The 22,800-nt window shown below is 69.6% G+C and carries 23 protein-coding genes; 12 read left to right on the plus strand and 11 right to left on the minus strand.

Annotated features, from left to right (window positions below; all coding sequences use genetic code 11):
* Positions 1–111: 111 nt before the first annotated feature.
* Both GA707_RS17305 and GA707_RS17310 read right to left on the minus strand, forming a co-directional pair.
* Positions 112–1,689 (minus strand): acyl-CoA carboxylase subunit beta, encoded by a 1,578-nt coding sequence (locus tag GA707_RS17305; RefSeq protein WP_226963909.1) that lies wholly within the window; start codon positions 1,687–1,689, stop codon positions 112–114.
* Positions 1,686–2,873 (minus strand): acyl-CoA dehydrogenase family protein, encoded by a 1,188-nt coding sequence (locus tag GA707_RS17310; protein ID WP_152179688.1) that lies wholly within the window; start codon positions 2,871–2,873, stop codon positions 1,686–1,688. Before GA707_RS17310 ends, GA707_RS17305 begins: the two co-directional genes overlap by 4 nt.
* An 85-nt stretch (positions 2,874–2,958) precedes the next feature.
* Between GA707_RS17310 and GA707_RS17315 the strand changes: the two genes are divergently transcribed.
* The 4 genes from GA707_RS17315 to GA707_RS17330 all read left to right on the plus strand — a co-directional run bounded on the left by GA707_RS17315 (position 2,959) and on the right by GA707_RS17330 (position 6,168).
* The gene (locus GA707_RS17315; protein ID WP_152179689.1) at positions 2,959–3,405 is read left to right on the plus strand and encodes a MerR family DNA-binding transcriptional regulator; all 447 of its coding nucleotides are present in this window, start codon (positions 2,959–2,961) and stop codon (positions 3,403–3,405) included.
* Positions 3,406–3,409: 4 nt separating this feature from the next.
* The gene (locus GA707_RS17320) at positions 3,410–3,634 is read left to right on the plus strand and encodes a hypothetical protein (protein ID WP_152179690.1); all 225 of its coding nucleotides are present in this window, start codon (positions 3,410–3,412) and stop codon (positions 3,632–3,634) included.
* Between the two features lie 208 nt (positions 3,635–3,842).
* Positions 3,843–4,769 (plus strand): MoxR family ATPase, encoded by a 927-nt coding sequence (locus GA707_RS17325; protein WP_152179691.1) that lies wholly within the window; start codon positions 3,843–3,845, stop codon positions 4,767–4,769.
* A gap of 10 nt (positions 4,770–4,779) precedes the next feature.
* Positions 4,780–6,168: a VWA domain-containing protein gene (locus GA707_RS17330; RefSeq protein WP_152179692.1), complete on the plus strand. Its 1,389-nt coding sequence runs from the start codon at positions 4,780–4,782 to the stop codon at positions 6,166–6,168.
* A 43-nt stretch (positions 6,169–6,211) separates the two neighbouring features.
* Here GA707_RS17330 and GA707_RS20950 read toward each other — a convergent pair whose 3' ends face one another.
* The 3 genes from GA707_RS20950 to GA707_RS17340 are packed head-to-tail and all read right to left on the minus strand — an operon-like array spanning position 6,212 to position 8,145.
* Positions 6,212–6,358, minus strand: a complete 147-nt coding sequence (locus GA707_RS20950; protein WP_193315396.1) for a hypothetical protein — start codon at positions 6,356–6,358, stop codon at positions 6,212–6,214.
* A 33-nt stretch (positions 6,359–6,391) separates the two neighbouring features.
* Positions 6,392–6,955 (minus strand): GDYXXLXY domain-containing protein, encoded by a 564-nt coding sequence (locus tag GA707_RS20955; protein WP_193315397.1) that lies wholly within the window; start codon positions 6,953–6,955, stop codon positions 6,392–6,394.
* Positions 6,955–8,145 (minus strand): DUF2157 domain-containing protein, encoded by a 1,191-nt coding sequence (locus GA707_RS17340; protein WP_152179694.1) that lies wholly within the window; start codon positions 8,143–8,145, stop codon positions 6,955–6,957. The genes GA707_RS20955 and GA707_RS17340 overlap by 1 nt, the downstream gene beginning before the upstream one ends.
* A gap of 91 nt (positions 8,146–8,236) precedes the next feature.
* On the opposite strand from GA707_RS17340, the gene GA707_RS17345 reads away from it, so the two are divergent.
* From GA707_RS17345 to GA707_RS17375, 8 genes are all read left to right on the plus strand, one after another.
* Positions 8,237–9,847, plus strand: a complete 1,611-nt coding sequence (locus GA707_RS17345; protein WP_152179695.1) for a S10 family peptidase — start codon at positions 8,237–8,239, stop codon at positions 9,845–9,847.
* A gap of 9 nt (positions 9,848–9,856) precedes the next feature.
* The gene (locus GA707_RS17350; RefSeq protein WP_152179696.1) at positions 9,857–11,614 is read left to right on the plus strand and encodes a S49 family peptidase; all 1,758 of its coding nucleotides are present in this window, start codon (positions 9,857–9,859) and stop codon (positions 11,612–11,614) included.
* Between the two features lie 82 nt (positions 11,615–11,696).
* Positions 11,697–12,200, plus strand: coding sequence for an MFS transporter (locus GA707_RS21405; RefSeq protein WP_226963910.1), 504 nt, complete (start codon positions 11,697–11,699; stop codon positions 12,198–12,200).
* Positions 12,201–12,221: 21 nt separating this feature from the next.
* Positions 12,222–13,370, plus strand: a complete 1,149-nt coding sequence (locus GA707_RS17355; RefSeq protein ID WP_226963911.1) for an MFS transporter — start codon at positions 12,222–12,224, stop codon at positions 13,368–13,370.
* A 210-nt stretch (positions 13,371–13,580) separates the two neighbouring features.
* Positions 13,581–15,356 (plus strand): biotin carboxylase N-terminal domain-containing protein, encoded by a 1,776-nt coding sequence (locus tag GA707_RS17360; RefSeq protein ID WP_152179697.1) that lies wholly within the window; start codon positions 13,581–13,583, stop codon positions 15,354–15,356.
* Between the two features lie 242 nt (positions 15,357–15,598).
* Entirely contained in the window at positions 15,599–15,829 is a 231-nt protein-coding gene (locus GA707_RS17365) for a hypothetical protein (protein WP_152179698.1), read from the plus strand.
* Positions 15,830–15,941: 112 nt separating this feature from the next.
* Entirely contained in the window at positions 15,942–17,198 is a 1,257-nt protein-coding gene (locus GA707_RS17370; RefSeq protein WP_152179699.1) for an IS256 family transposase, read from the plus strand.
* 150 nt (positions 17,199–17,348) lie between these two features.
* A complete protein-coding gene (locus GA707_RS17375; protein WP_193315398.1) occupies positions 17,349–18,095 on the plus strand; it encodes an ATP-grasp fold amidoligase family protein in 747 nt (248 codons plus the stop codon).
* Between the two features lie 47 nt (positions 18,096–18,142).
* On the opposite strand, the gene GA707_RS17380 is transcribed toward GA707_RS17375, so the two are convergent.
* The 6 genes from GA707_RS17380 to GA707_RS17405 form a co-directional block, all read right to left on the minus strand.
* Positions 18,143–18,532: a DUF4260 domain-containing protein gene (locus tag GA707_RS17380; RefSeq protein ID WP_152179701.1), complete on the minus strand. Its 390-nt coding sequence runs from the start codon at positions 18,530–18,532 to the stop codon at positions 18,143–18,145.
* Positions 18,533–18,629: 97 nt separating this feature from the next.
* Entirely contained in the window at positions 18,630–19,019 is a 390-nt protein-coding gene (locus tag GA707_RS17385) for a hypothetical protein (RefSeq protein WP_152179702.1), read from the minus strand.
* Positions 19,020–19,023: 4 nt separating this feature from the next.
* On the minus strand, positions 19,024–19,866 hold the full coding sequence (locus GA707_RS17390) for an FHA domain-containing protein (RefSeq protein WP_152179703.1): 843 nt from the start codon (positions 19,864–19,866) through the stop codon (positions 19,024–19,026).
* 465 nt (positions 19,867–20,331) lie between these two features.
* Positions 20,332–21,051, minus strand: coding sequence for a hypothetical protein (locus GA707_RS17395; RefSeq protein WP_152179704.1), 720 nt, complete (start codon positions 21,049–21,051; stop codon positions 20,332–20,334).
* Positions 21,052–21,328: 277 nt separating this feature from the next.
* Complete coding sequence (locus tag GA707_RS17400) at positions 21,329–21,775, minus strand: hypothetical protein (RefSeq protein WP_152179705.1); 447 nt, start codon at positions 21,773–21,775, stop codon at positions 21,329–21,331.
* 68 nt (positions 21,776–21,843) lie between these two features.
* Positions 21,844–22,710 (minus strand): hypothetical protein, encoded by an 867-nt coding sequence (locus tag GA707_RS17405; RefSeq protein ID WP_152179706.1) that lies wholly within the window; start codon positions 22,708–22,710, stop codon positions 21,844–21,846.
* Between the last annotated feature and the right edge of the window lie 90 nt (positions 22,711–22,800).

The raw sequence follows: 22,800 nt of genomic DNA on the forward strand, positions 1-22,800 counted from the left end.
GTGGCGCGCGAGGTGCGTGCCACCTCACTTCGGATGCTACGACCGCTGCCCCGCGGCGGCGGGTCATGGTGAGTCCCGTCACCCGCGGCGGCATCGTCGCGGTCGGCGGTCTCAGACCGGCGGGACGTCGCGGCGCTTGGCGGCGAAGTGCCGGTCGCGGTGTGCGGCGTAGCGGAACCGCTTGAGCAGCTCGTCGCGCAGGTCGGCCGGGTCGACGATGTGGTCGAGGACGAGGTCGGCGGCGAGCCGTTCCAGGTCGACGTCCTCCTCGTACTCGCGGCGCATCCGCGCGATGAACTCCTCACGCTCGGCGTCGTCGGTGAGCGAGGCGATCTTGTTCGCGTAGACCGCGTTGACCGCCGCCTCCGGGCCCATGACGGCGATCCGTGCGGTCGGCAGTGCCAGGGTCGCGTCGGGGCCGAAGCCCGGGCCGCCCATCGCATACAGGCCGGCGCCGTAGGCCTTGCGGACGACGACGCAGATCTGCGGGACGGTCGCCGAGGAGACGGCCGAGACCATCTTGGCGCCATGCCGGATGATGCCGCCGCGCTCGACCTCGGAGCCGATCATGAAGCCCGGCACGTCCGCGAGATAGAGCAGCGGCATGGAGTATGCGTCGCACAGCCAGATGAACCGGCTCGCCTTGTCCGCGCTGTCGGTGAAGAGAACCCCGCCCTTGACCATCGAGTTGTTCGCGACGATGCCAACGGTCTCGCCGTTCAGCCGGCCGAAGCCGACGACGAGCTCGGCCGCGAAGAGCGGCTTGATCTCGAAGAAGCTGTCCTCGTCGACGATCCCGTCGATGACGTCGTGGATGTCGAACGGCTGGCTCTCGCGCTCGGGGACGGTGGCGTCGGTGAGTGGCGCCGACGGCGGCTCGGGGTGGTAGGCCGGCGGGGCCTGTCGCCAGTTGTCCGGCACGTAGGAGAAGTAGAGCCGGGCCAGCTCGATGGCCTCGGTGTCGTCGTGGGCGAGCAGGTCCCCGACGCCGCTGACGGTGCAGTGCATCCGCGCGCCGCCCATCTCCTCGAGCGAGACCTTCTCACCGACGACCATCTCGGCCATCCGGGGGCTGCCGAGGTACATCGAGGCGTTGCCCTCGACCATGATGATGAGGTCGCAGAAGCTCGGGATGTAGGCGCCGCCCGCCGCCGAGGGGCCGAAGAGACAGCAGATCTGGGGCACCTTGCCAGAGAGCGCGACCTGGTTGTGGAAGATCCGCCCGGCACCCCGCCGGCCGGGGAACATCTCGACCTGGTCGGTGATCCGGGCACCGGCGGAGTCGACGAGCCAGAACACCGGCAGCTCCTCGCGCAGCGCGGTCTCGGTGGCCCGGACGATCTTCTCGACCGTGCGGGCCCCCCACGAGCCCGCCTTGACGGTCGGGTCGTTGGCGATGACGACGACGGGCCGGTCCTCGACCGTTCCGCGGCCGGTCACGACGCCGTCGGCGGGCAGACCCGCGGCCATGGCGTTGGCGTAGCGACCGTCCTCGACGAACGACCCCTCGTCGAGGAGCAGCGCGATCCGGTCGCGCACGTAGAGCTTGTTCTGTCCGGCGAGCTTGGCCGCGGCCCCCTCGGTCGGCGCGGCCGAGGCGCGGTGCGCCGCCTGAAGCCGCTCGCGGACGTCCTGGACCCTGGGGTCGCCCTGCGTGGTGGGCAGCCGGCCGCCACTCGTCTCGCTCACGCGGGCAAGCCTAGGCCCCGGGCGATGACCATGCGCTGGACCTCGGAGGTGCCCTCGCCGATCTCGAGGATCTTGGCGTCGCGGTAGAAGCGGGCGACGGGGTACTCCTCCATGAAGCCGTTGCCGCCGAAGATCTGGGTCGCGATCCGGGTCGCCGAGACGGCCGCCTCCGAGGTGTACAGCTTGGCGATCGAGGCTGCCTGCTTCACCTTGGCCACGCTCGTGCGGCCGGCCTCCTGCTCGTCCTTGAGCCAGGCCGCCTTGTAGGTGAGCAGCCGGGCGGTCTCCTCCATGACGGCGAGGTCGGCGACCTGGAACGAGACACCCTGGTTGACGGCGATCGGCTTGCCGAACGCCAGCCGGCTCTGGCTGTATGCGGCGGCCTCCTCCCGCATCCGGGTGATCAGACCGAGGGCGAGGGCGCTGATCGCGATCCGGCCGTCGTCGAGGGTCTTGAGGAACTGCTTGAAGCCGTGCCCGCGCTCGCCGAGAAGGTTCTCGGCGGGCACCCGGCAGTCGCTGAACGCGAGGCCGTGGGTGTCGGAGATGTTCCAGCCGAGCTTGTCGTATGCGGGGGCCACCTCGAACCCGGGCGTGCCGCTCGGGACCATGATGGCCGAGATCTCGGCCTTGCCGTCCGACGTCGTACCGGTGCGGGCGGTCACGGCGACGACGGAGGTGATGTCGGTGCCGGAGTTCGTGATGAAGGCCTTGGCGCCGTTGACGACCCACTCGTCTCCGACGAGCTCGGCCTTCGTGCGGGTGGCGCCGGCGTCGGAGCCGGCGTCGGGCTCGGTGAGGCCGAAGCCCGCGAGCGTGCGGCCGGCGACGAGATCGGGCAGATAGGTCTGCTTCTGCTCGTCGGTGCCGTAGGTGAGGATGGGGTTGATCCCGAGACCCACCCCGGCCGAGAGCGTGATGCCGATCGACTGGTCGACGCGGCCGAGCTCCTCGATCGCGATGCAGAGGTTGGTGAAGGCGCCGCCGTCGGAGTCCTCGAGGGAGCCGCCGAACTCCTCCGGGACGACGAGTCCGAACAGGCCGAGCTCGCCCATCTTCGGGATCAGGTCGGTCGGGAAGTGGTGCGCGCGGTCCCACTCGTGGACGTGCGGCTCGACCTCGCCGACGGCGAAGTCGCGGACGAGGGAGCGGAACTCCTCGTGGTCGGGGCCGAGCTGGAACATCGCGGGGGTCTCCTCGTCGAGATGGGTGTCGTCAGCGGAGGTGTGCGCTTGACGTTTACGTCAACGTAAAGCATGCTCGGGTGTCATGGCAACCCGGACCGGCGAGACGACGACCGCGATGCGAGAGACGTGGACGATCGCGGAGATCGCCGACGAGTTCGGCATCACCCACCGCACCGTCCGGCACTACGAGGACCTCGGTCTCATCTCCCCCGAACGTCACGGCACCCGCCGGATCTACCACCGCCGCGACCGCACCCGGCTCGGCCTCATCCTGCGCGGCAAGCGGCTCGGCTTCCCGCTCGAGGAGATCCGCACGATCATCGACCTCTACGACGCCCCGCGGGGCAGGCGCTCCCAGCTCGAGTACGTCCTGAGCCAGATCGACGAACGACGCGCCGACCTCGAGCAGCGCCGGGCCGACATCGAGGCGGCGCTCACCGAGCTCGACGGCTTCGAGCGACGATGCCGCGAGGAGCTGACACAGCAAGGGCAGGGTCCCACCCCGTCGGCGAGACGCGTGGGACAGTAGTGACATGAGTGACGACGGCCCCACCGATGAACGCTCCGCCCTCGCCTGGATCATGTCCGGCACGGTCGGCGCCCTCGTCGTCGGCGGCTTCGCCAAGCGTCTGATCGACAAGCGCCGAGAGCGTGCCCTGAACGAGCTCGACGAGTCGGCGCACCGGGAGTCCGCCGACACCGAGCAGGACGAGCAGGGTTCCAACGGCCTCGAGGAGGCCGAGGGGCACCCGAGCTGAGCGGCCACGCGGGCGCGACCAGCGCATACGCCCTGAACCTCGTCCCCGGCCTCGAAGCTCGGCCAGCGCTCCCGAACTGCGACCCACCCCCTGCACCTGCAGGCGCGAGGTCGCACGTCGGGTGCAGGGCCTGCGGAACGGGTGCTGACTCGCACCTCGGGGCGGGGTGCGCGAGTCCACGCACCCGCGAGCGCCGACAATGGGGGGCATGACGCACCCCGCACCCGATGACCGACCTTCGCCCGATGGTCGCCGAGCGGTCTCGGTCGACCAGGTCAGAGACGGACTCGAGCAGGCCGGCTATCTCGCCAGCGAGGCGATCGCGACCACGGTCTTCCTCGCCGACCGCCTCGGCAAGCCGCTCCTCGTCGAGGGTCCGGCCGGCGTCGGCAAGACCGAGCTCGCCAAGGCCGTTGCCCGCAGCCGAGGGGCGCGGCTGATCCGGCTGCAGTGCTACGAGGGCGTCGACGAGGCCCGCGCCCTCTACGAGTGGAACCACGCCAAGCAGCTCCTGCGCATCACCGCCGAGCGCCAGGGCGGCGGCGCGACCCACCCGGAGGCGCACTCGGGCTGGGACGCCGTCCGCGACGACATCTTCACCGACGAGTTCCTCCTCGCCCGGCCGCTGCTGGCGGCGATCCGGTCCGACGAGCCGGTCGTCCTCCTCATCGACGAGCTCGACAAGGCCGACGTCGAGATCGAGGGCCTGCTCCTCGAGGTGCTCAGCGACTTCGCGATCACGGTGCCCGAGCTCGGCACCATCGAGGCGACCCACACTCCCTTCGTCGTCGTGACCTCGAACGCCACGCGTGAGCTGTCCGAAGCCCTGCGCCGCCGATGCCTGTTCCTCCACATCGACTACCCGACGCCCGAGCTCGAGCAGCGCATCGTCGAGGCCGCCGTCCCCGACCTTCCGCAGGCTCTCGCCGAGTCGGTCGTCCGGCTCGTCGCCCGGCTGCGCGAGCTGCCGCTGCGCAAGGCGCCGAGCATCTCGGAGACGATCGACTGGGCGCGGACCCTGCTCGCCCTCGGCGCCGAGGACCTCTCCCCCGAGATCGTCCGGGACAACCTCGGGGTCCTCCTCAAGCATCGCGACGACATCGACCGCGCCTCCGCGGCGCTGGCGGTCGGCTGAGCGGACGACGGTGACCCAGCCCCCCATCCACCGGCACCTCGTCGACTTCGGCCGCGCGCTGCGACAGCACGGCCTGGTCGCCGGGCCGAGCGAGGTGATCGACGCGGCGCAGGTGGCCACCACGCTCGGCCTCGACGACCGCGAGCGCCTGCGCGCCGGACTCGCCTCCGCGCTGCTGCGCCGGTCCGGGGAGCGCAGGGTGTTCGACGAGGTCTTCGACGTCTACTTCCCCCGCGCGGTGGGCGACTCGGCCACCCTCGCCGACCCGCCGCCGTCCTTCGCGACGGCGGACGACCGCCGGGAGCACGCCGCCGGACTCCGCGACGAGCTCGCCCGGGCGCTCGCGACGGACGACCGGGACGCCCTGCAGCGGCTCGCCGAACAAGCCCTCGTCGACCTGGGCAGGCTCCCGAACGAGGCGAGCGCGGGCGCCTTCTCCGCCGCCCAGGCCCTGGACACGCTCGCCCCGCAGACCACCCTCGCCGCCGCTCTGGGAGCGGGCCCGGGCAGCGACGGCCCGCTCTTCACCGAGTCGTTCCGCCGTGACGAGCTCCGTAGCCGGGTCGGCGAGTTCCGCGCCGCCGTCGAGGCCGAGGCCCGCCGTCGCAACGCCGAGGTCCGCGGCCGGGAGCGGATCAGCCGGTATGCGGTGCGCGCCTCCGCGGACCGCACCCTCTTCATCCTCGCCGGCCCACGCGAGCTCGCCGAGCTGCGGGCGACGATCGGTCCGCTGGCGCGCAAGCTCGCGACCCGGATGTCCGCTCGCCGCCGACGGCACCAGCGTGGCTCGATCGACCTGCGCTCGACCCTGCGCCGCTCGATGGCGACGGGCGGGATCCCGATGCGCCCCGCATACCGGCACCGCCCGCCGCACAAGCCGGATCTCGTCGTCCTCGCCGACTTCTCGTCCTCGGTCGCCGGGTTCAGCCGGTTCACGATCCTCCTGCTCCAGGCGCTGCACGCGCAGTGGAGCCGGGTGCGGATCTTCGGCTTCGTCAATGTCACCTCGGAGCTGACCGAGCTCTTCGCATCGGCGCCACCCGGCGCGGATCTGACGGAGGAGGTCCGCGACGTGCGCGAGATGACGCGCTGGCACCGCAACTCGGACTACGGCTCGGCCTTCGCGGACTTCGCCGAGCACCACCTCGACGCGGTGACGCCCCGCACGACCGTCCTCATCCTCGGCGATGCGCGCAGCAACCACACCGACCCGCGCACCGACGCCCTGCACGCCATCGCCGAGCGCGCCCGCGCCGTCGTGTGGCTCAACCCGGAACCGGCCCGATCATGGGGCAGCGGCGACAGTGAGTCCGCGACCTACGGGCGGATCGTCGACATGCACGAATGCGCGACGATAGCCCACCTGCGCCAGGTGGTCGGACGGCTCCTGCCCGTCTGACCGCTCCACGCGGAAGAGCTCCAGAACCGCGAGACGGGCTCGGTCAGAGGTCCAGATAATGTCCGCGCTCGACCCGGCGCCGCTCCCGCCAGGACAGGTCCTCGACGCGGCGCGGCGGACGGCTGGCCCAATAGGCCAGCAGACCGAGGATGAGCACCCCGAACAGTCCGAGGAGCAGGCCGGCCAGCATGTCGTCCAGGGTAGGCCGCGTGCAGGCCTGCAGTCAGCCCTCGTGCGGGATCAGGTCGACGATCGCGGCGTTGCCCCACCGGTCGACGCGCACCGTGGCGATCGCGTCCTGGTCGAGAACGCTCTCCTCGAGGTCGACGGCCTCGCTCTGTCCGACGAACCAGCTCTCGATCCCGCACTCGAGCCGCCAGCCGCTGTCGTCGCATCGCAGGAACAGTCCATCGGGTTCGTTGCGCTGGACCTCGCCGCCCACCCAGACATCGCCCTCCTGCCGCAAGGCGACGTATGCGGTGCCCCGCTCCTCCGGCCCGCTCGCCTCGAACTGCGGGTCGGGCAGGTCGGGGTAGTCCAGGTCGACGTAGGCGCCACGGAAGGGATCGATCGGGTCGACCGGGCCGACCCGCAACGCGACCTCCGTGCCGGAGACGCGCGGTGAGAGCTGCGGCAGGACGGCGACCAGGGTGAGCACGAGCTGCACGACGAGGACTCCCACGAGGATCAGCCAGCCGCGGCGGCCGGGGCCGCGCGCCGGGCGAGCGCCGCCGGAGCGGGCGCCGTCGGAGCGGGGCTGCTCGGTGGTGTTCTGGGCGGTGGTCATCACGACCGCACCTCCGATCCGATCCTGCGGCGGGCCCGTTCGGCGACCACGCCGGTGATGAGCATGACGACTCCGACGGCGAGGAAGAGGGTGGCTCCGGAGATGATCGGAGCGAAGACCGCGAAGCTCTGGAAGGTCGTGAACACGACGACTCCCACCGTGGCCGCCGCGGAGACGACGGGCAGTCCGCGCCGTGCTCCGACGACAGCCCATCCTCCGGCGATGACGAGGAAGACGAGGATGGCCAGACCCGTCCGCAGCCACATCTCGGCCGTGAGCTCGTCGGGGACCATGGCGTCGCTGTAGGTCATCGGCCGCCATAGACTCATCACGAGCCCGAGGACGAGCGCGCCGACGGCCACGCCGAGCTCGACCTGCTCATCGCGCGTAGAGCGCCAGAGCGCTGCGGCTGCCAGGCCGAGGGCCAGGACGATACCCGCGGTGAGGCCCTCGCTCCACCGGTCCGAGCCGCCGGAGTAGGGGATGGCCGCGGCGAAGGCACCGATGAGGGACATGACCGCTCCGAGGCTCAGCCACAGTCGCCCGAACCCGCGCCACGAGTCCGGATGGAGTGCCGCGAGGGCGACGCTGGCCACCGACGCGAGGAGGACCGCACCCGTGAAGGTCACGACGCCGCCTCCGGCGTCCATGACCTGCCAGACATACCACGCCGCGAGAACCGTGATTGCGACGAGGCCGGCGGCACGCGAGCGGCGGGCATACGCATACAGGAGGGCTCCGAGGCCCCACGCGAGGAGGAGGTGCGGACGGTAGGCGGGCACCTGCAGGCTCTGCGCAGCCTGGAAGACGACGGCGCCGGCGGCGAGTGCCGTGAGCAGCTTCAGCGCCGCGCTGACAAGGTCGCGGGTCAGCTCTGCCGCGATCGCCAACCCCGCCCACAGCGCGACGACGAGGAGGAAGCGGACCAGGGGGGACAGCTCGTCCAGGTTGGCTGCGACGAGCCAGATGAGGCCGATCCCGATGAACACCGCACCGAGCCCGAGGATCACCCGGACGGCGGTGAACCGGCGCCCGGCGTCCGCGGTCACGACATACCGGTCGGCGATCGCCGCGGCCGCATCGGGGGTGAGGAGGCCGTCGCGCTCCCACTCACGGAGCTCACCGGTGAGCCAGCGGTGTCGCTCCGCTGTGGTCGGGACAGGTGCTGGTGACGGCGACGCTGCGCTCATGCACCCAGTCAAGCGCCCCGGACGGTGCGCTGTCCTGAGTGCGGCTACTCATGAGTGTCACAACATCTGATCGCCGTACTACGGTCGGGTGATGACAACCGACGCCACCTCCGCTGCGCCCATTCCCGCCGACCAGCCTGCGGGTGGGACCGACGTCGACGCGGTCCCCCGCTCGGATGCCAGGTCCGAGCACCGGCCACCGGCCGGCTCGTCCCGCCGCTCCAGCTGGAGCGGTCCGGACGGCGAGCTCGACTACGAGGCGGTGGCCCGGTGGACGGTTCTGCGGGAGGCCGACGAGCCGGTCGCCGAGATGTTCTCGGTGAGCTATCTCGCCGGGGGCGAGGACTCGGAGCCGGACGTGGACCGACCGGTCACCTTCGTCTTCAACGGTGGCCCGGGAGCGTCGAGCGCCTATCTGCACCTCGGCGCGCTCGGCCCGCGGCGCGTCGCGTTCGCCGACGACGGCACGGCCCCACCGCCGCCGTCGCGTCTGGTCCCCAACGAGGAGTCGTGGCTCGGCTTCTCGGACCTGGTGTTCATCGACCCGATCGGCACCGGCTTCAGCCGGCTCATCAAGCCCGAACCGAACGGCGGGAAGGGCTCCGGTGACGACAAGGCGGCGGGAGGACCCGAGGCGGAGAAGAAGGCGAAGCGGTTCTTCGCCTTCCAGCGGGACCTCGACTCGATCGGCGAGTTCATCCGGCGGTGGCTGACCGCGCACGACCGGTGGGCGTCGCCGATCTTCATCGCCGGCGAGAGCTACGGCGGATACCGCGTCGCGCGCCTGGCCAAGCTGCTCCCCGAGAAGTACGGCGTCGGGCTCAACGGGGTCGTCATCATCAGCCCGGCGCTCGAGTTCTCCCTGCTCATGCCGAACGACTACGACATCGCCGCCTGGGTCGACCTGCTCCCGACGATGGCCGCTGCGGCACACCACCACGGCCTGGGCCGCGCCCTGCCCGGCGATGCCGGCCTCGACGAGGTTCTCCGTGCCGCGGAGGAGTTCGCGACCGCGGACTACGTCGCCTTCCTCACCCAGGGCGCGTCGATGCCCGCCGATCGGAGGCGAGAGGTGCTGCGGCGGTTCGCGGACCTGACCGGGCTCCACCGTGACCTCGCCGAACGGGGTGAGGGCCGCATACCGATCCACCGGTTCGTCCGCGAGCTGCGAGCCGCACACGCCGAGGTCGTCGGCCTCTACGACGCGAGCATGGTCTCGGCCAACCCCTTCCCCGACCGGGACGGCATGACGTGGCCCGACCCCACCCTCTCGGGTATCGAACGGATCTTCGCCGCCGGTGCGAACCAGCAGATCCGCAGCGAGATCGGGGTCGACACCGACCGTGAGTACCTCCTGCTCTCGCACGAGGTCAACGAGTCGTGGGCCGAGGACGGCGAGAAGCCCTGGGCCGCACCTCCGCAGGGAGCCGTCGACGACCTCCGCTACGCCCTGGCCCTCAACCCGCACACGCGCTATTTCCTCTGCCACGGGCGCTTCGACCTCGTCACGCCGTACCACTCGAGCGATCGGCTGGTGAACCTCATGCGGCTGCGGGAGAGCGACAGCGGCCGGCTCACGACCCGGCACTACCCGGGCGGGCACATGTTCTACACGTGGGCCGACTCCCGCCGGGAGTTCCGCGATGCCATGGTCGCGTTCTACCACTCGACGACCGGACGGCCCGCCGCGGCGACGACGTAGGTTGGGGGCATGAAGCTCCCGCCCGTCCTCGAGGACCTGCTCACCCGCATCCCGCTGGGCAACAGACTGCCCGGCGCCCCCGGTGAGCGCGTGCTCCTCGAGCTCGACCTGGGTCGCGGCCTGGCCGAGGCTGCGCCGGCCAACCCGGTCGAGGCGATCCGGGCGCTGCGAACGCCGCAGCTGCGCACCCTGGTGGAGCATCTGCGCCGAGCCGGCACCGACGACTCCGTCGTGGGTCTGATCGGCGTCGTCCACGGCGGTGGACTCACTCTCGCCCAGTCCGACGAGCTGCGCGCGGCGGTCCGCTCCTTCCGGGCCAGGGGCAAGCCGACCCTCGCCTTCAGCCCGGCCTTCGGCGAGCTCGGGGACGGCAGCGTGGGCTACCACCTGGCGACGGCCTTCGAGGAGATCTGGCTCCAGCCGGCCTCCGGTCTGGGGCTGACCGGATTCACCGCCGGGGCGACGTTCCTCCGCGGCACCCTCGACAAGCTCGGAGTCCAGCCCGAGTTCGGCCAGCGGCACGAGTACAAGAGTGCAGCCGACACCTTCCTGCGCACGGGGATGACCGCGCCGCACCGCGAGATGGTCGGCCGCCTCGTCGAGTCGGTGACCGAGCAGCTCGTCTCAGCCGTTGCGGCCGATCGCCGGGTGACCGCCGACGTGGTGCGCTCCGCACTCGACGACGCGCCGCTCACCGCGGAGGACGCGCTCGAGCGTGGCCTCATCGACCACATCGGCTACCGCGACCAGGCCTATGCCGCGATGCGCGAGCGGGTCGGGCCGGACGAGCCCACGCTGCGGTTCGTCGAGCGTCACGGCGTCGGCCGCTTCGACGTCCTGCTCCAGCAGCTGCCCAGGCCGTCGACGAAGCCCCGGATCGCCGTCATCGAGGCGGTCGGCGGCATCCACGTCGGTCACGCACAACCGGGACCGGGAGGACGCCGGGTCGGTTCGGACACGATCGGCGCCGCGCTGCGAGCGGCGGCGAGGGACAAGGACGTCGCCGGGGTCGTGCTGCGGGTCGACAGCCCCGGCGGCTCGGCCGTGGCGTCGGACTCGATCCGGCGCGACGTCCTCCAGGTCCGGGCGGCGGGAAAGCCGGTCGTCGCCTCGATGGCCTCGGTCGCCGCATCCGGCGGCTACTACATCGCGATGCCGTGCGATCGGGTCGTCGCCGCCCCCGGCACGATCACCGGCTCGATCGGCGTCCTCGCGGGCAAGCTCGTCGTCCGGGAGGCGCTGGCCCGGATCGGTCTGAACCGCGAGCTCATCGCGGGGTCACGACGGGCGGCGATGCTCTCGGCGCAGACACCCTTCGACGAGGACGAGTGGGCGGTCCTCGACGCCTGGCTGGACCGGATCTACGAAGACTTCACCGCGAAGGCGGCCGCGGACCGGGAGATGCCGGTCGAGGAGCTGCGGGCGGTGGCCAGGGGCCGAGTCTGGACCGGCGCGGACGCCCTCGAGCGGGGGCTGGTCGACCGCCTGGGCGGTTTCGGCGACGCGGTCGCGGAAGTCTGCTCTGTCATCGGAGCCGACGTCGACGACGTCCAGGTCCTCCCGTTCCCGAAGCCGCACCCGCTGAGCGCCCTGCAGCCGCCCGAGAGCTCGGAGTCGGTCGGCCTCGCCGCCGCTTCACCCGCTGAGGGGCCATTGTCGTGGCAGCTGCTCGTCGAGGGTCTGCAGCGCGTGACCGGGTGGCAGGCCCCCGGCGTGCTCAGCCTGCCGCCGGTGCACCTGCCGGGCTTGTTGCCGCCCCGGTGGTGATCCGGGTCCCCCGGCGCGAGCGCGGGAAACCACCCGGAAGGGGGGTGTCCGGCTGCGGTCCGGGTGGCTGCAGACTGACGGCATGACCGGCTCCCGCGACACGGCCGCCACCGCCTCCGGAGTCGTCTTGGCGGTTCTGGCGTCCAGCCAGTTCCTCATGACCCTCGACAGCTCGGTCATGAACGTGTCGATGTCACAGGTCGCTGAGGATCTCGGAACCCCGATCACCGGGATCCAGACCGCGATCACCTTGTACACGCTCGTCATGGCGAGCCTGATGATCACCGGCGGCAAGGTGGGGTCGGTCCTCGGACGCCGTCGAGCCTTCGCGATCGGGCTCGTGGTGTACGGCACGGGGTCGCTGGTCACCGCAGTGGCCCCCAACCTCACCGTCCTGTTGATCGGCTGGTCGCTGCTCGAGGGCATCGGGGCGGCGCTCATCATGCCCGCGATCGTCGCGCTCGTCGCCGGCAACTTCGCGCCGGAGAAGCGCGCGGGCGCATACGGCCTCGTCGCGGCGGCCGGCGCCATGGCCATCGCGGCCGGCCCACTCATCGGCGGGGCGGTCACGACATTCGCGTCCTAGCGCTACGTCTTCGCCGGCGAGGTGGTCGTCGTCGTCCTGATCCTGCTGCTCATGCGACGGGTCGCCGACGTGCCCCGGTCTCCCGCGCAGCTCGACCTGGTCGGGTCCGCACTGTCGATCGTCGCCCTGGCCACCATCGTGTTCGGTGTGCTGCGTTCCGCGGAGTGGGGGTGGGTCGCCCCCCGCGCAGGAGGACCGGAGATCCTCGGCGCCTCTCCCGTGATCTTCCTCATCGCTGGAGGGCTGGCAACGCTCTACCTTTTCGCCCTGTGGGAGAGGCGGCTGGCCGAGACCGGTCGCGAACCGCTGTTGCCGCCGGACCTGCTGAAGACGGTGCAGCTGCGGGTGGGCATCGTCATGTTCTTCGCCCAGTTCCTCATCCAGGCGGGGGTGTTCTTCGCCCTTCCGCTGTTCTTGACCGTCGTGCTCGAGCTCAGTGCCCTCGAGACCGGCCTGCGGGTGTTCCCGCTCTCCATCGCGCTGCTCGTGACCGCGGCGGGCATTCCCAAGGTGCTCCCCGAAGCCAGCCCTCGACGCGTCGTGCGGGTCGGGCTCGTGACCCTCGCCATCGGAACCGGCGTCCTGGTCGCCGGGATGAACCCGGGCGCCGACGCCGGAGTCGTCGCGATACCGATGCTGCTCATCGGAGCGGGGCTCGGCGCCCTGGCCTCGCAGCTCGGCGCGGTGACGGTCTCGGCCGTGCCCGACGAACGCAGCCCCGACGTCGGCGGACTGCAGAACACGGCGACATCACTGGGTGCGTCCCTGGGCACGGCCCTGATCGGCTCGATCCTGATCGCCTCGCTGTCGGCGTCGGCCCTCGCCGGACTGCAGGACTCGCCGGAGGTCTCGGACCAGATCGCGGAGCAGGCGACGGTCCAGCTGGCATCGAGCGTCCCGTTCGTCTCGGATCCACAGCTCGAGGCGACGCTCGACGAGCTCGGCATCACGGGAGCCGAGGCCGAGGCCATCGTCGAGGTCAACGACGCTGCGCGGTTCGACGGCCTACGGGCCGCGTTCGCCGCAGCGGTCCTGGTCACCCTCGCAACACCGTTCTTCACCGGCCCCCTCCCCACCGCCGCGGTGGGGCGGCGGGCGGGACTGGAGGAGTCCGGGCCTTCGGGAGGGTCCGGCGCCTCGGCCCCGGACAGCGGACCGGCGCCGGCCTGACCTCTGGGGACCGTGGTCGGACCACCGGGTGTGGCGAGACTCACGGTGCGGACGTGGGCGGTCAGCACCCTGGCCAGGGGCCGGCAGCAGGCCCCTGGCCTGCGCCTTTGAGTATCTCGAACCGCAGGGGTATGCGGTGGCCGACTACCGCATACCGACCCGTCGGACGTGCCCCGCCAGGGGGTGAGGGCTACCGATAGCATTCGGGCCATGGCCATCAGCAAAGTCCTCATCGCCAACCGCGGCGAGATCGCCGTCCGCATCGCCAGAGCCTGCAAGGACCACGGGATCGCCTCCGTGGCCGTCTATGCCGAGCCGGACCGGGACGCGCTGCACGTGGCCGTCGCCGACGAGGCCTACGCCCTCGGCGGCACGACCCCTGCGGACTCGTATCTGCTGCAGGACAAGCTGATCGAGGTCGCCCACGAGGCCGGTGCGGACGCGGTCCACCCCGGCTACGGGTTCCTCGCCGAGAACGGCGGGTTCGCCAAGAAGGTCATCGAGTCGGGCCTGGTCTGGATCGGCCCCGGTCCGGAGGCGATCGACGCCCTCGGTGACAAGGTCAAGGCCCGCCACATCGCCCTGAAGGCCAACGCCCCACTCGTCCCCGGCACCGCGGACCCGGTCGACGGACCCGACGAGATCATCGCCTTCGCCGAGGAGCACGGGCTGCCGGTGGCGATCAAGGCGGCGTACGGCGGCGGCGGGCGCGGACTCAAGGTGGCCCGGACGATCGAGGAGATCCCCGAGCTGTTCGACTCCGCGGTCCGGGAGGCCGTCACCGCGTTCGGGCGCGGCGAGTGCTTCGTCGAGCGCTTCCTCGACCAGCCGCGGCACGTCGAGACCCAGTGCCTGGCCGACCAGCACGGCAACGTCGTCGTCGTCTCGACCCGTGACTGCTCCCTCCAGCGCCGGAACCAGAAGCTCGTCGAGGAGGCACCGGCGCCGTTCATCACCGAGGAGCAGCACGCCGAGCTGCTGCGCGCGAGCAAGGCGATCCTCACAGAGGCCGGCTACGTCGGCGCGGGCACGTGTGAGTTCCTCGTCGGTCCCGCCGGCGACATCTCCTTCCTCGAGGTCAACACGCGTCTGCAGGTCGAGCACCCGGTGACCGAGGAGGTCACCGGCATCGACCTCGTCCGCGAGATGTTCCGCATCGCCGACGGCGAGTCGCTCGACTATCCCGACCCCGTGCCCCACGCGCACTCGATCGAGTTCCGGATCAACGGCGAGGACGCCGGCCGCGGATTCCTGCCCGCGCCTGGGACCGTGTCGAAGATGACCATCCCGCACGGCCCGGGCATCCGCTGGGACGCCGGGATCGTCGAGGGTGACACCGTCGCGGGGGCGTTCGACTCGATGATCGCGAAGCTGATCGTCACCGGCCGCAACCGGAGCCAGGCGCTGGAGCGGTCCCGCCGCGCGCTCGAGGAGCTCGTCATCGAGGGGATGCCCACGGTGGTGCCGTTCCACCGAGCGGTCGTCTCCGACCCCGCGTTCGCGCCGAACGACCCGAACGAGAAGTTCTCCGTGCACACCCGCTGGATCGAGGACGAGTTCGACAACACGATCGCGCCGTACGCCGGCCCGACGGGCGAGGCCGAGGAGGCCGAGCCGCGTCAGACCATCGTCGTCGAGGTGGGCGGCAAGCGTCTGGAGGTCAGCGTGCCCGGCGGGCTGTCGTTCGGCGGCGGTGGCGACGGGGCGGGCGGTGGCCGCAAGAAGGCGCCGAAGCGCAGCGGTGGCGGCAAGTCCGGCTCCGCGGCGTCCGGGGACGCTGTGACCGCCCCGATGCAGGGCACCATCGTCAAGATCGCCGTCGAGGAGGGCCAGCAGGTGGCCGAGGGCGAGCTCGTGCTCGTGCTCGAGGCGATGAAGATGGAGCAGCCGATCACCGCGCACAAGGCCGGCACCGTCACCGCCCTGTCCGCATCCCCCGGTGAGACGGTCAACAGCGGCACCGTGCTCTGTGAGCTCAAGGACTGACCTTCACCGCTGGTGGCCTGACCTGTGAGTCGCGCGGGTCGCAGTGCCCCCCTTCCTTTGTTCGCGCGGTTGAGGTCTCGCTCCTGAGCCCGGGGCGATAGTCAGTGGACGCAGAGCGTGCTGGGCACCCCCGGAAGCGCGCATCACGGTGACTCAGATGTCCGCCCAAGGTCGATGATCCACTGCGCCGCCACACCTCTCGGCTCACCGCTTTGCTCCGTAGGAGCAGATAATGTCGAGTCGTGACCATCGCTCAGGTTGCCGACCAGGACGTCGCAGTTCTTCGGACCGAGTATCACGCTCTACACGAGGAGTACGTTGACACAACTCGTCGCCTCAAAGAGATCGCCGATCTCCTCCGTCACACATCGTATGAGTCTACGGAACCCGAAGTTCTCGCTCTCTATCTGGAGGTTCTCAAAACACTCGGTTCCCACAACTACACACACCTTGACCTTGCGGGCACTAGTTGAGTCCATAGGGTTGGTGTACGACGACCTGGGGTGACGGCCTATGGATGTAGGTGCGGTCACCGCGTGGTCCTTCGAGTGATCTTCCACAACCGTCTCGAAGAAAGGCACAGCGATGACCGCTGCCCCCATTATCGACCCTGCCCGTTTCCTGCATGACGAGCTGTCCCAGGCCAGCCCGGATCTGATGCGTGAGCTGCTGGCCACGTTCATCAACGCGCTTCTTTCGGCGCAGGCCGATGCCGTGTGCGGCGCGGAGTACGGCTCCCGCTCGGCGGAGCGGGTCAACTCCCGCAACGGGTACCGGCATCGGGATCTGGACACCCGTGCCGGCACCATCGATGTGGCGATCCCGAAGCTGCGTTCGGGCAGCTTCTTCCCGGAGTGGCTGCTGGAGCGGCACCGGCGTGCCGAGGCGGCACTGACCACGGTGGTGGCGACCTGCTACCTGCTCGGGGTCTCCACCCGCCGGATGGACAAGCTGGTGCGCACGCTGGGGATCACCGGCTTGTCGAAGTCGCAGGTCTCGCAGATGGCCAAGGATCTCGACGCGCAGGTCGAGGCGTTCCGGACTCGGCCGTTGAACGAGGGCCCGTACACGTTCGTGGCCGCGGACGCCTTGACGCTCAAGGTCCGCGAGGGCGGTCGGGTGGTCAAGGTCGCGGTCATGATCGCCACCGGCGTCAACGCCGACGGCTACCGCGAGATCCTCGGGATCCACACCGCCACAACAGAATCCGAGTCAGGCTGGTTGGGCTTCTTCCGCGACATGGTCGCCCGCGGCCTGTCCGGGGTGGCGTTGGTGACCTCCGACGCCCACGCCGGGCTGGTCGAAGCGATCGGGGCCACCCTGCCCAACGCATCCTGGCAGCGGTGCCGCACCCACTACGCCGCCAACCTGATGACCGTGACCCCGAAGTCGCAGTGGGGCTGGGTCAAGGCGCTCCTGCACAGCGTGTACGACCAACCCGACGCCGAGGCCGTGCACGCCCAGTTCGACCGCGTCCTCGAAGGCCTGTACGAGAAGCTGCCAGCGGTCGGTGACCACCTCGAGAGCGCCCGCTGCGACATCCTCGCCTTCACCGAGTTCCCCCGCGAGGTGTGGCGTCAGATCTGGTCGAACAACCCTCAGGAGCGCCTCAACCGGGAAGTGCGCCGGCGTACTGACGTCGTCGGCATCTTCCCCAACCGCGACGCCATCATCCGCCTCGTCGGCGCCGTCCTGGCCGAACAACACGACGAGTGGGCCGAACAGCGCCGCTACCTCGGCCTCGAAGTCCTGGCCAAAGCCCGAGCCGTCCTCACCGACCGCGAAGCCGGCCCCCAACAGGAGGTGAACTCACCCAAGACCGCCGCCCTGATCGCCTCCTAAAACCACCCCCTCACCGATCACCGACGTACACCACCGATCCGGACTTGACCTGCGGCACTGGCGCGCAGACACCGCATGCCAGACCTGCCGAACGTAGATTCGTTCTGGCGTCAGATAGTCCTGAGACGCCGCAAGAAGCAGCTTGGTCCCGTGCCCGAGAAGAAGCTCGGTATCGACAAGACTCTGGACACCGAGTTCGCCCGCACACGAGGCATGAGCACCATAACCACCCACTTCCGGGGTCCCTTCGGCTCTCTTCCACGTCTGAGTGTGCCTTGCGTCATCAAACTGACCACGTCCTCCGGTACACGGGGGGCTTTCTATGTCTACCCCGACCGGCTCTTCTCGATCTCTCGTTCTGTCAGCGTCTCCACCTGGGCCGACCTCCAAGCGCTCGCCCAGGAGGAGCTCGAGTCGACAGACCTGGACAGCGTCGAGTGGGAGGTGCAGGCCCTGGTCGAACTCGAAGGACTTCCCGCCCCTGACCTGAAGTTCTATGCGTTCTACGGCGAGATCGGCACAGTGCTGGAAGCCTCTCGCTTCCCGGAGAGCGTATATGCCTATTTCGATGGTTCGTTGAACCCGATCGATTTCAGGCTGGACCACAAGCCGCACTTCGAAGACATCGACAGGACGTCAGTGCGGAGAGGGCTTCTCACCGAGGAGAAGATGGCCCGCGTCAGAGAGCTCTCGCTATCGATTCCGGTTCCTTTCATGAGGATGGACTTCCTCCATTCTGACGACGACCTCGTCTTCTGCGAGTTCTCCGCAGCACCCGGCATGTCCCACTGCCTGACCCCGGAGCACGATGAGCGACTCGGCAGGCTCTACGCCGAGGCAGAGGTGCGCCTCGTCAACGATCTCTTGGCAGGCAAGAGCTTCGGCTCTGCTCGATGACGTCTGCTCCGAGCGCCCACGGCCGGGGTCCGGCACCTGCCTCAGGCTCAGGCCTTGGGTCGCACGTTCCCGTGCTGCCCCTGGCCGATCTCCCCTAGGTGCGTGTGACTGAAGCGATCGGTGAACTTGAGGCCGTATCCGAGGAGGCGATCGACAGCGATGTGGAAGGCCCAGGTCAAGCCGACGAACGCCGGCCAGCGAGCGTCGCTGACCAACGTCAACCCCAGCAGCGCGGCTGGTCCAAGGTAGTTGTGGCCGAGGTTGTAGGTGATCGCGCCGAGTCTGGGTGAGGCTAGGTAGCCCGCCATGGAGAGATCCCAGAGCAGGAAGACTGCCAAGAGCCACCACCAAGCGAACCCCAGCTGGACGAAGGCCACCACAACGAGTACTGCGACAGCGCCGCTTTCGACGCGTTGAAACCACACCGGCAAGGGCATGCGCACAGCATGCCACCCGTCATGGCCACCCGATCGCGGCTACCTGCCGCTGAGTCGAAGGTCCGTCAGCGCGTGGGCCGAGCGGCCCGGTTGCGGGCTATGCGAGTAGCGCCAAGACCGGCGCACCGAGGCCGCCGAGCCATCCTGCAAGGGCCTGGAGTGGCCCCAACAGCGCCGCGCCAGCGGTGGCGACTGCTCCTGCCGCGGTGAGCAAGCGAGTGAGTCGTTCGAGAGCCTGCGCGACTCGTGCGCGGTCGGGTTCTGGTTCGCTGTGCAGTTCCGACTCGATCTCGTCGACGTGTTCGTTGGCCACGACAGCGGTGTTCTGGTCGAGTGTGACCCGATCGAGTGCGGCGCGCAGGTCGCTGACTGCATGCAGCGCGTCCTCGGTGGTGACGAGGGTGCCGTACTGGCCCCCTTCGATCCGTTGGTTGCCGGCGACGTTGTTGACGACGCCGGCATTCTGGCTGCCGATGTTGAAGGTCATGTGATCACCAGGGGGCGGGATGCGGTTGAGGGAGTTCGCGGTCGAGCCGACGGCGGCGCGCCGATGCGACAACGTGTAGTGCGATACCGAACACGAGGAGCATGGACCCGATGCCGCTCAGGCCGAATCCGAGCAAACCGGAAGGAATCCCGAGGATCGGCGTGCCGTAGAAGTCGCTGAAGTCCGGCGGTGCCGGCGAGGGGTCCCCGAGGGCGTCATTGATGCGCGCCAGGGTCTGCAGCACGGCAAAGCCGGCCATGGCGAAGCCAATCGTGAAGACGATCAGTCCCGTCCAGACCAAGAACCGTGCTCGGGTCTTGGTGGCGGCGATCTCTCGGAGGAAGCTCGCCCGCTCCTGTCGCACATATGACACGTAGCTGATGCGTTGGTCGCGTCCAACATTGCTGATAACCCCTGCCCGTTGGTCCCGCACGTCGAACCGAGCCGCGTCAGCGGGAGGATCGACTGGCGAAGACATGGGCGCCTGAGGCGGGCTGTTCTCCGGGGAGGGTGCCTTCTGCTCACTGTGCGAGTCAGCGTCGAACCTCATCTCCACGTCGGCGAATTTGATCAGGTCGCCAGGTGCCAAGGGGACCGCACCGCGCAAGGCATGGCCGTTGACGGCTGTTCCAGCTCTCGAGCCAAGATCTTCCAGGAGTACCTGTGCGCCTTGGCGACGCACGACGGCATGCGAACGACTGACATAGGGGTCATCGATCCGCACATCGCTGTCCTCGGCTCGACCGATGACCACCTGGGTACCGGGTAGCGAGATCCGCTGGCCCCGGAGCCGGTCGGGCGCGAGAACGACCAGAACCGGATCGCCCGTCCTAGAGTCTGCGGTCATCGTCGTCCCCCTGGGTCGTCGGATGACTCATTCATTCATCCCACCTCGGCAGCGAAAGGTCAAGGGGCAGTGGGCATCAGATCGTTGTCTCGGCAGCGGAGCCAACAGGAGTAGCGTGCGAGGGTGGAGTTCGTGGTTGTGCATGGGCTCAGGGTCGCCTATGAGCGAGTCGGCGGCGGCCGACCCGTCGTTCTCGTGCCCGGCGCACGTCGCCGCCGTGCACCACCGTCACGGTCGGTACCAACTCGTCGCGCACGGGCTCGACCGCTACCTGGTCCCCGAAGGCGTGAAGAGGGTGGACGCCGACCGGATCCGAGTCGCCGGACGCGGAATCGCACACACCCAGCCCGCCTTCGCATACCTCTTCGTGCAACGGGGATCTTCTGAGACACCGAAGCGTCGATCCGGCTGCGGTGGGCCTGGTCAAGGAGGCTGATCGGCGATGTCGCTGACCCACCCGATCGGCTACTTCTTCAATCGACGGCTACCGCCGTGCCAGTCCTCCTGGCCGCCGACCTCGTCGGTCCTGACACCGAGGGCCGGCAGTTGAGGTGTCTCACGCAGACTGCGCTTGAGCTCGGCGAAACCGGGGAAGCCGGCAAGACCGACGACGTGCTCCCACAAGCGAACAGCGTCCTCCCGCTCGGGGAGCCGGCTGATCACCGGGCCGAAGAACGCCACTCCGTCCGGGGGTTGGAAGTGGATGATCGGGGTGCCGACGTCCCGTCCGGTGAGGCTCAGTGCCTCGTCGGTCTCTGCCTGGATCACAGAATCCAGGGTCGTGTCCTCCAGCGCACCTGCCAGCTCAGCAGGAAGACCGGTGCGTGCCAGGATCGGTGCGAGGAAGGCCTCGGTTCCAGGCGCGGCACCGGGTTCCTCCGACGGCCACGTCTCGAAGATCTGATCGCCGAAGGCCGCATACAGGGTGTCCACCGCCTCATCGCCGAGCAGTTCACGGGCCCGCGCGGCGACCCGCAGGAGCCTCAGACCCGCGGTGTGTCCCGCCTCGTACTCCGGCGGGAAGTGGGCGTCGTAGTCCACGGTCGCGTTGACCAGCCGCAACGAGATGAACCGCCACCGGATCGCATACTCGCGCTCGAGGCTGACCAGGCGGACCCACTTGCTGGTCATCCACGCGAACGGGCAGACCGGGTCGAAGTAGAAATGGATGTCGGCGCCACTCATGCGTTTGCTCCGCACTGGAAGGGGTTCGTGGGGCGGTCAGGTGCCTGACCATTGTGCCGCGCTGAGCACCCGCTCCTCGCGATAGCGACCGACGACTCTCATATCGGCCTAGCGTCCAGCCCCGACACAACGCACGGCCACCCGGCATGGATTCGCTCCATACGTCGCAACACCCAGAAGCGGCGGGTCACCCGGCGGCCCAGGTATGCGGCGACGCGCGACCACGACTGCGTCGACCGCGGCCCCGGGATCGATGACGACCAGCAGCGGAGGCTGGTCAGCCCTGCTCTTCCGAAGGCCGGTCCAGCGAGTGCAGCAGGGTGTGCTGAACCTTGCTCCACTGTGCGCTCCAGGCCTGCAGCGGCGCCAAAGATCGCTCCAGAATCTCCAGCTGGTCGTTCAGAACGGCCAGCTCAGCGGTGATGGCCTGGATGGTCAGCCTCTTCGCGTGGATCTCCTTGAGGACGATGTCGAGCTCGGCGCCGACCTGGGGCGCCGACTCGACCGCTGTACGCATGGTCTCGAGCATGTGGATGGCCGAGGTGAGGACCGGCTCGGGCATGACGGCGTGTGCGCCTGCCCCGCCTGCTTGGGCCACCTGCTCCATCAACGCTCGCGTGCTGCTCAGGAACAGATCCGTCGCCGAGTGCACGATGCCCTTGTGCTCTTGCGGGGGCCCGTTGCGGGACTTCTCGGCCCCGACCACGTCGTCGTCCTGCTCCATGTCTCCCATTGTGGCTCAGGGTCAACGCGTCTCGTGGTCGCGAATGGCGTTCGGGTACGAGGGCTTGCTCACGGCTGAGTGTCCTGGACGATGAACAGGCCGTCCACAGGCGACTCCGGGCACAGCGTCGTCCATTGATCGACGACGGGGCCGCTGTCCTCCGTCGCGCTCCCGGCGAACGAGACGGGATCGCCGTGCATGGCCATGTTCGTCTCGGTGCCATCGGGGAAGGACGAGAGGATCATCGCGTCATCGCCGTCCGGGTCCCGCTTTCCGCGAGCGTTCGGGAGGACCAGACCGACAACCTCGCCCTCGCGGACGACGGTCGCGCACCCGTCCGCGGTCATCGTCACAGTGCCCTCGATGAGCGCCTGGTCGCCCCCTTGAGCGGGGTCCCACGAGAAGGTGGGCACCGCATACCAGCCGAGTTCCCCGGCTGAGGCGGCGCGAGTCGGAACCGGCTCCGGGGGAGGAGGCGGATCAGCGGTCGGGGCCGGGTGGGCGGGCTCGTCGTTGATCCAGGCGAGGTCGCCCCCGCTGTATGCGCCGCACGGCTCGGTCCATGCCTCACCGGGGGTGACCCATCCGCCGCCGTAGGAGAACTCTTCACCCTCGACCGCGAACACCTCTCCTGACCCCTGTCTGATGACCGCCCGCACCCCGTTCGCGAACCGCACTCCTTGGGCATCGGGAAAGACCACGGGCGTGGCGAGCGCTTCCTGGCCGGACTGATAGATCAGGGTGCAGCCGTCGTCGGTGAACGCGAGCCGCCCCGTCACCAGGGCATCCATCCCGTCGCCGGTCCAGTCGTACGTCGGCACCTCGAAGGTCTCAGCGCCGGACGGTATGCCTGGCGCCGGTCCGGCGTCGCCGCATCCGGTCACGCTCAGCGCGATCAACCCCGCGCTCGTCAGCACCGCCCGCCGTGTGCCCACACCAGGCTCCTTCCATGAGGCCATCCGAGCACTCTGACGCGGGCTCCGAGCGCGCGGTTCCACCGGAGAGGCCGGCGGTCGCGACGCCAC

The sequence above is a fragment of the Nostocoides sp. F2B08 genome, from assembly GCF_009184895.1.
Classification (GTDB): domain Bacteria; phylum Actinomycetota; class Actinomycetes; order Actinomycetales; family Dermatophilaceae; genus F2B08.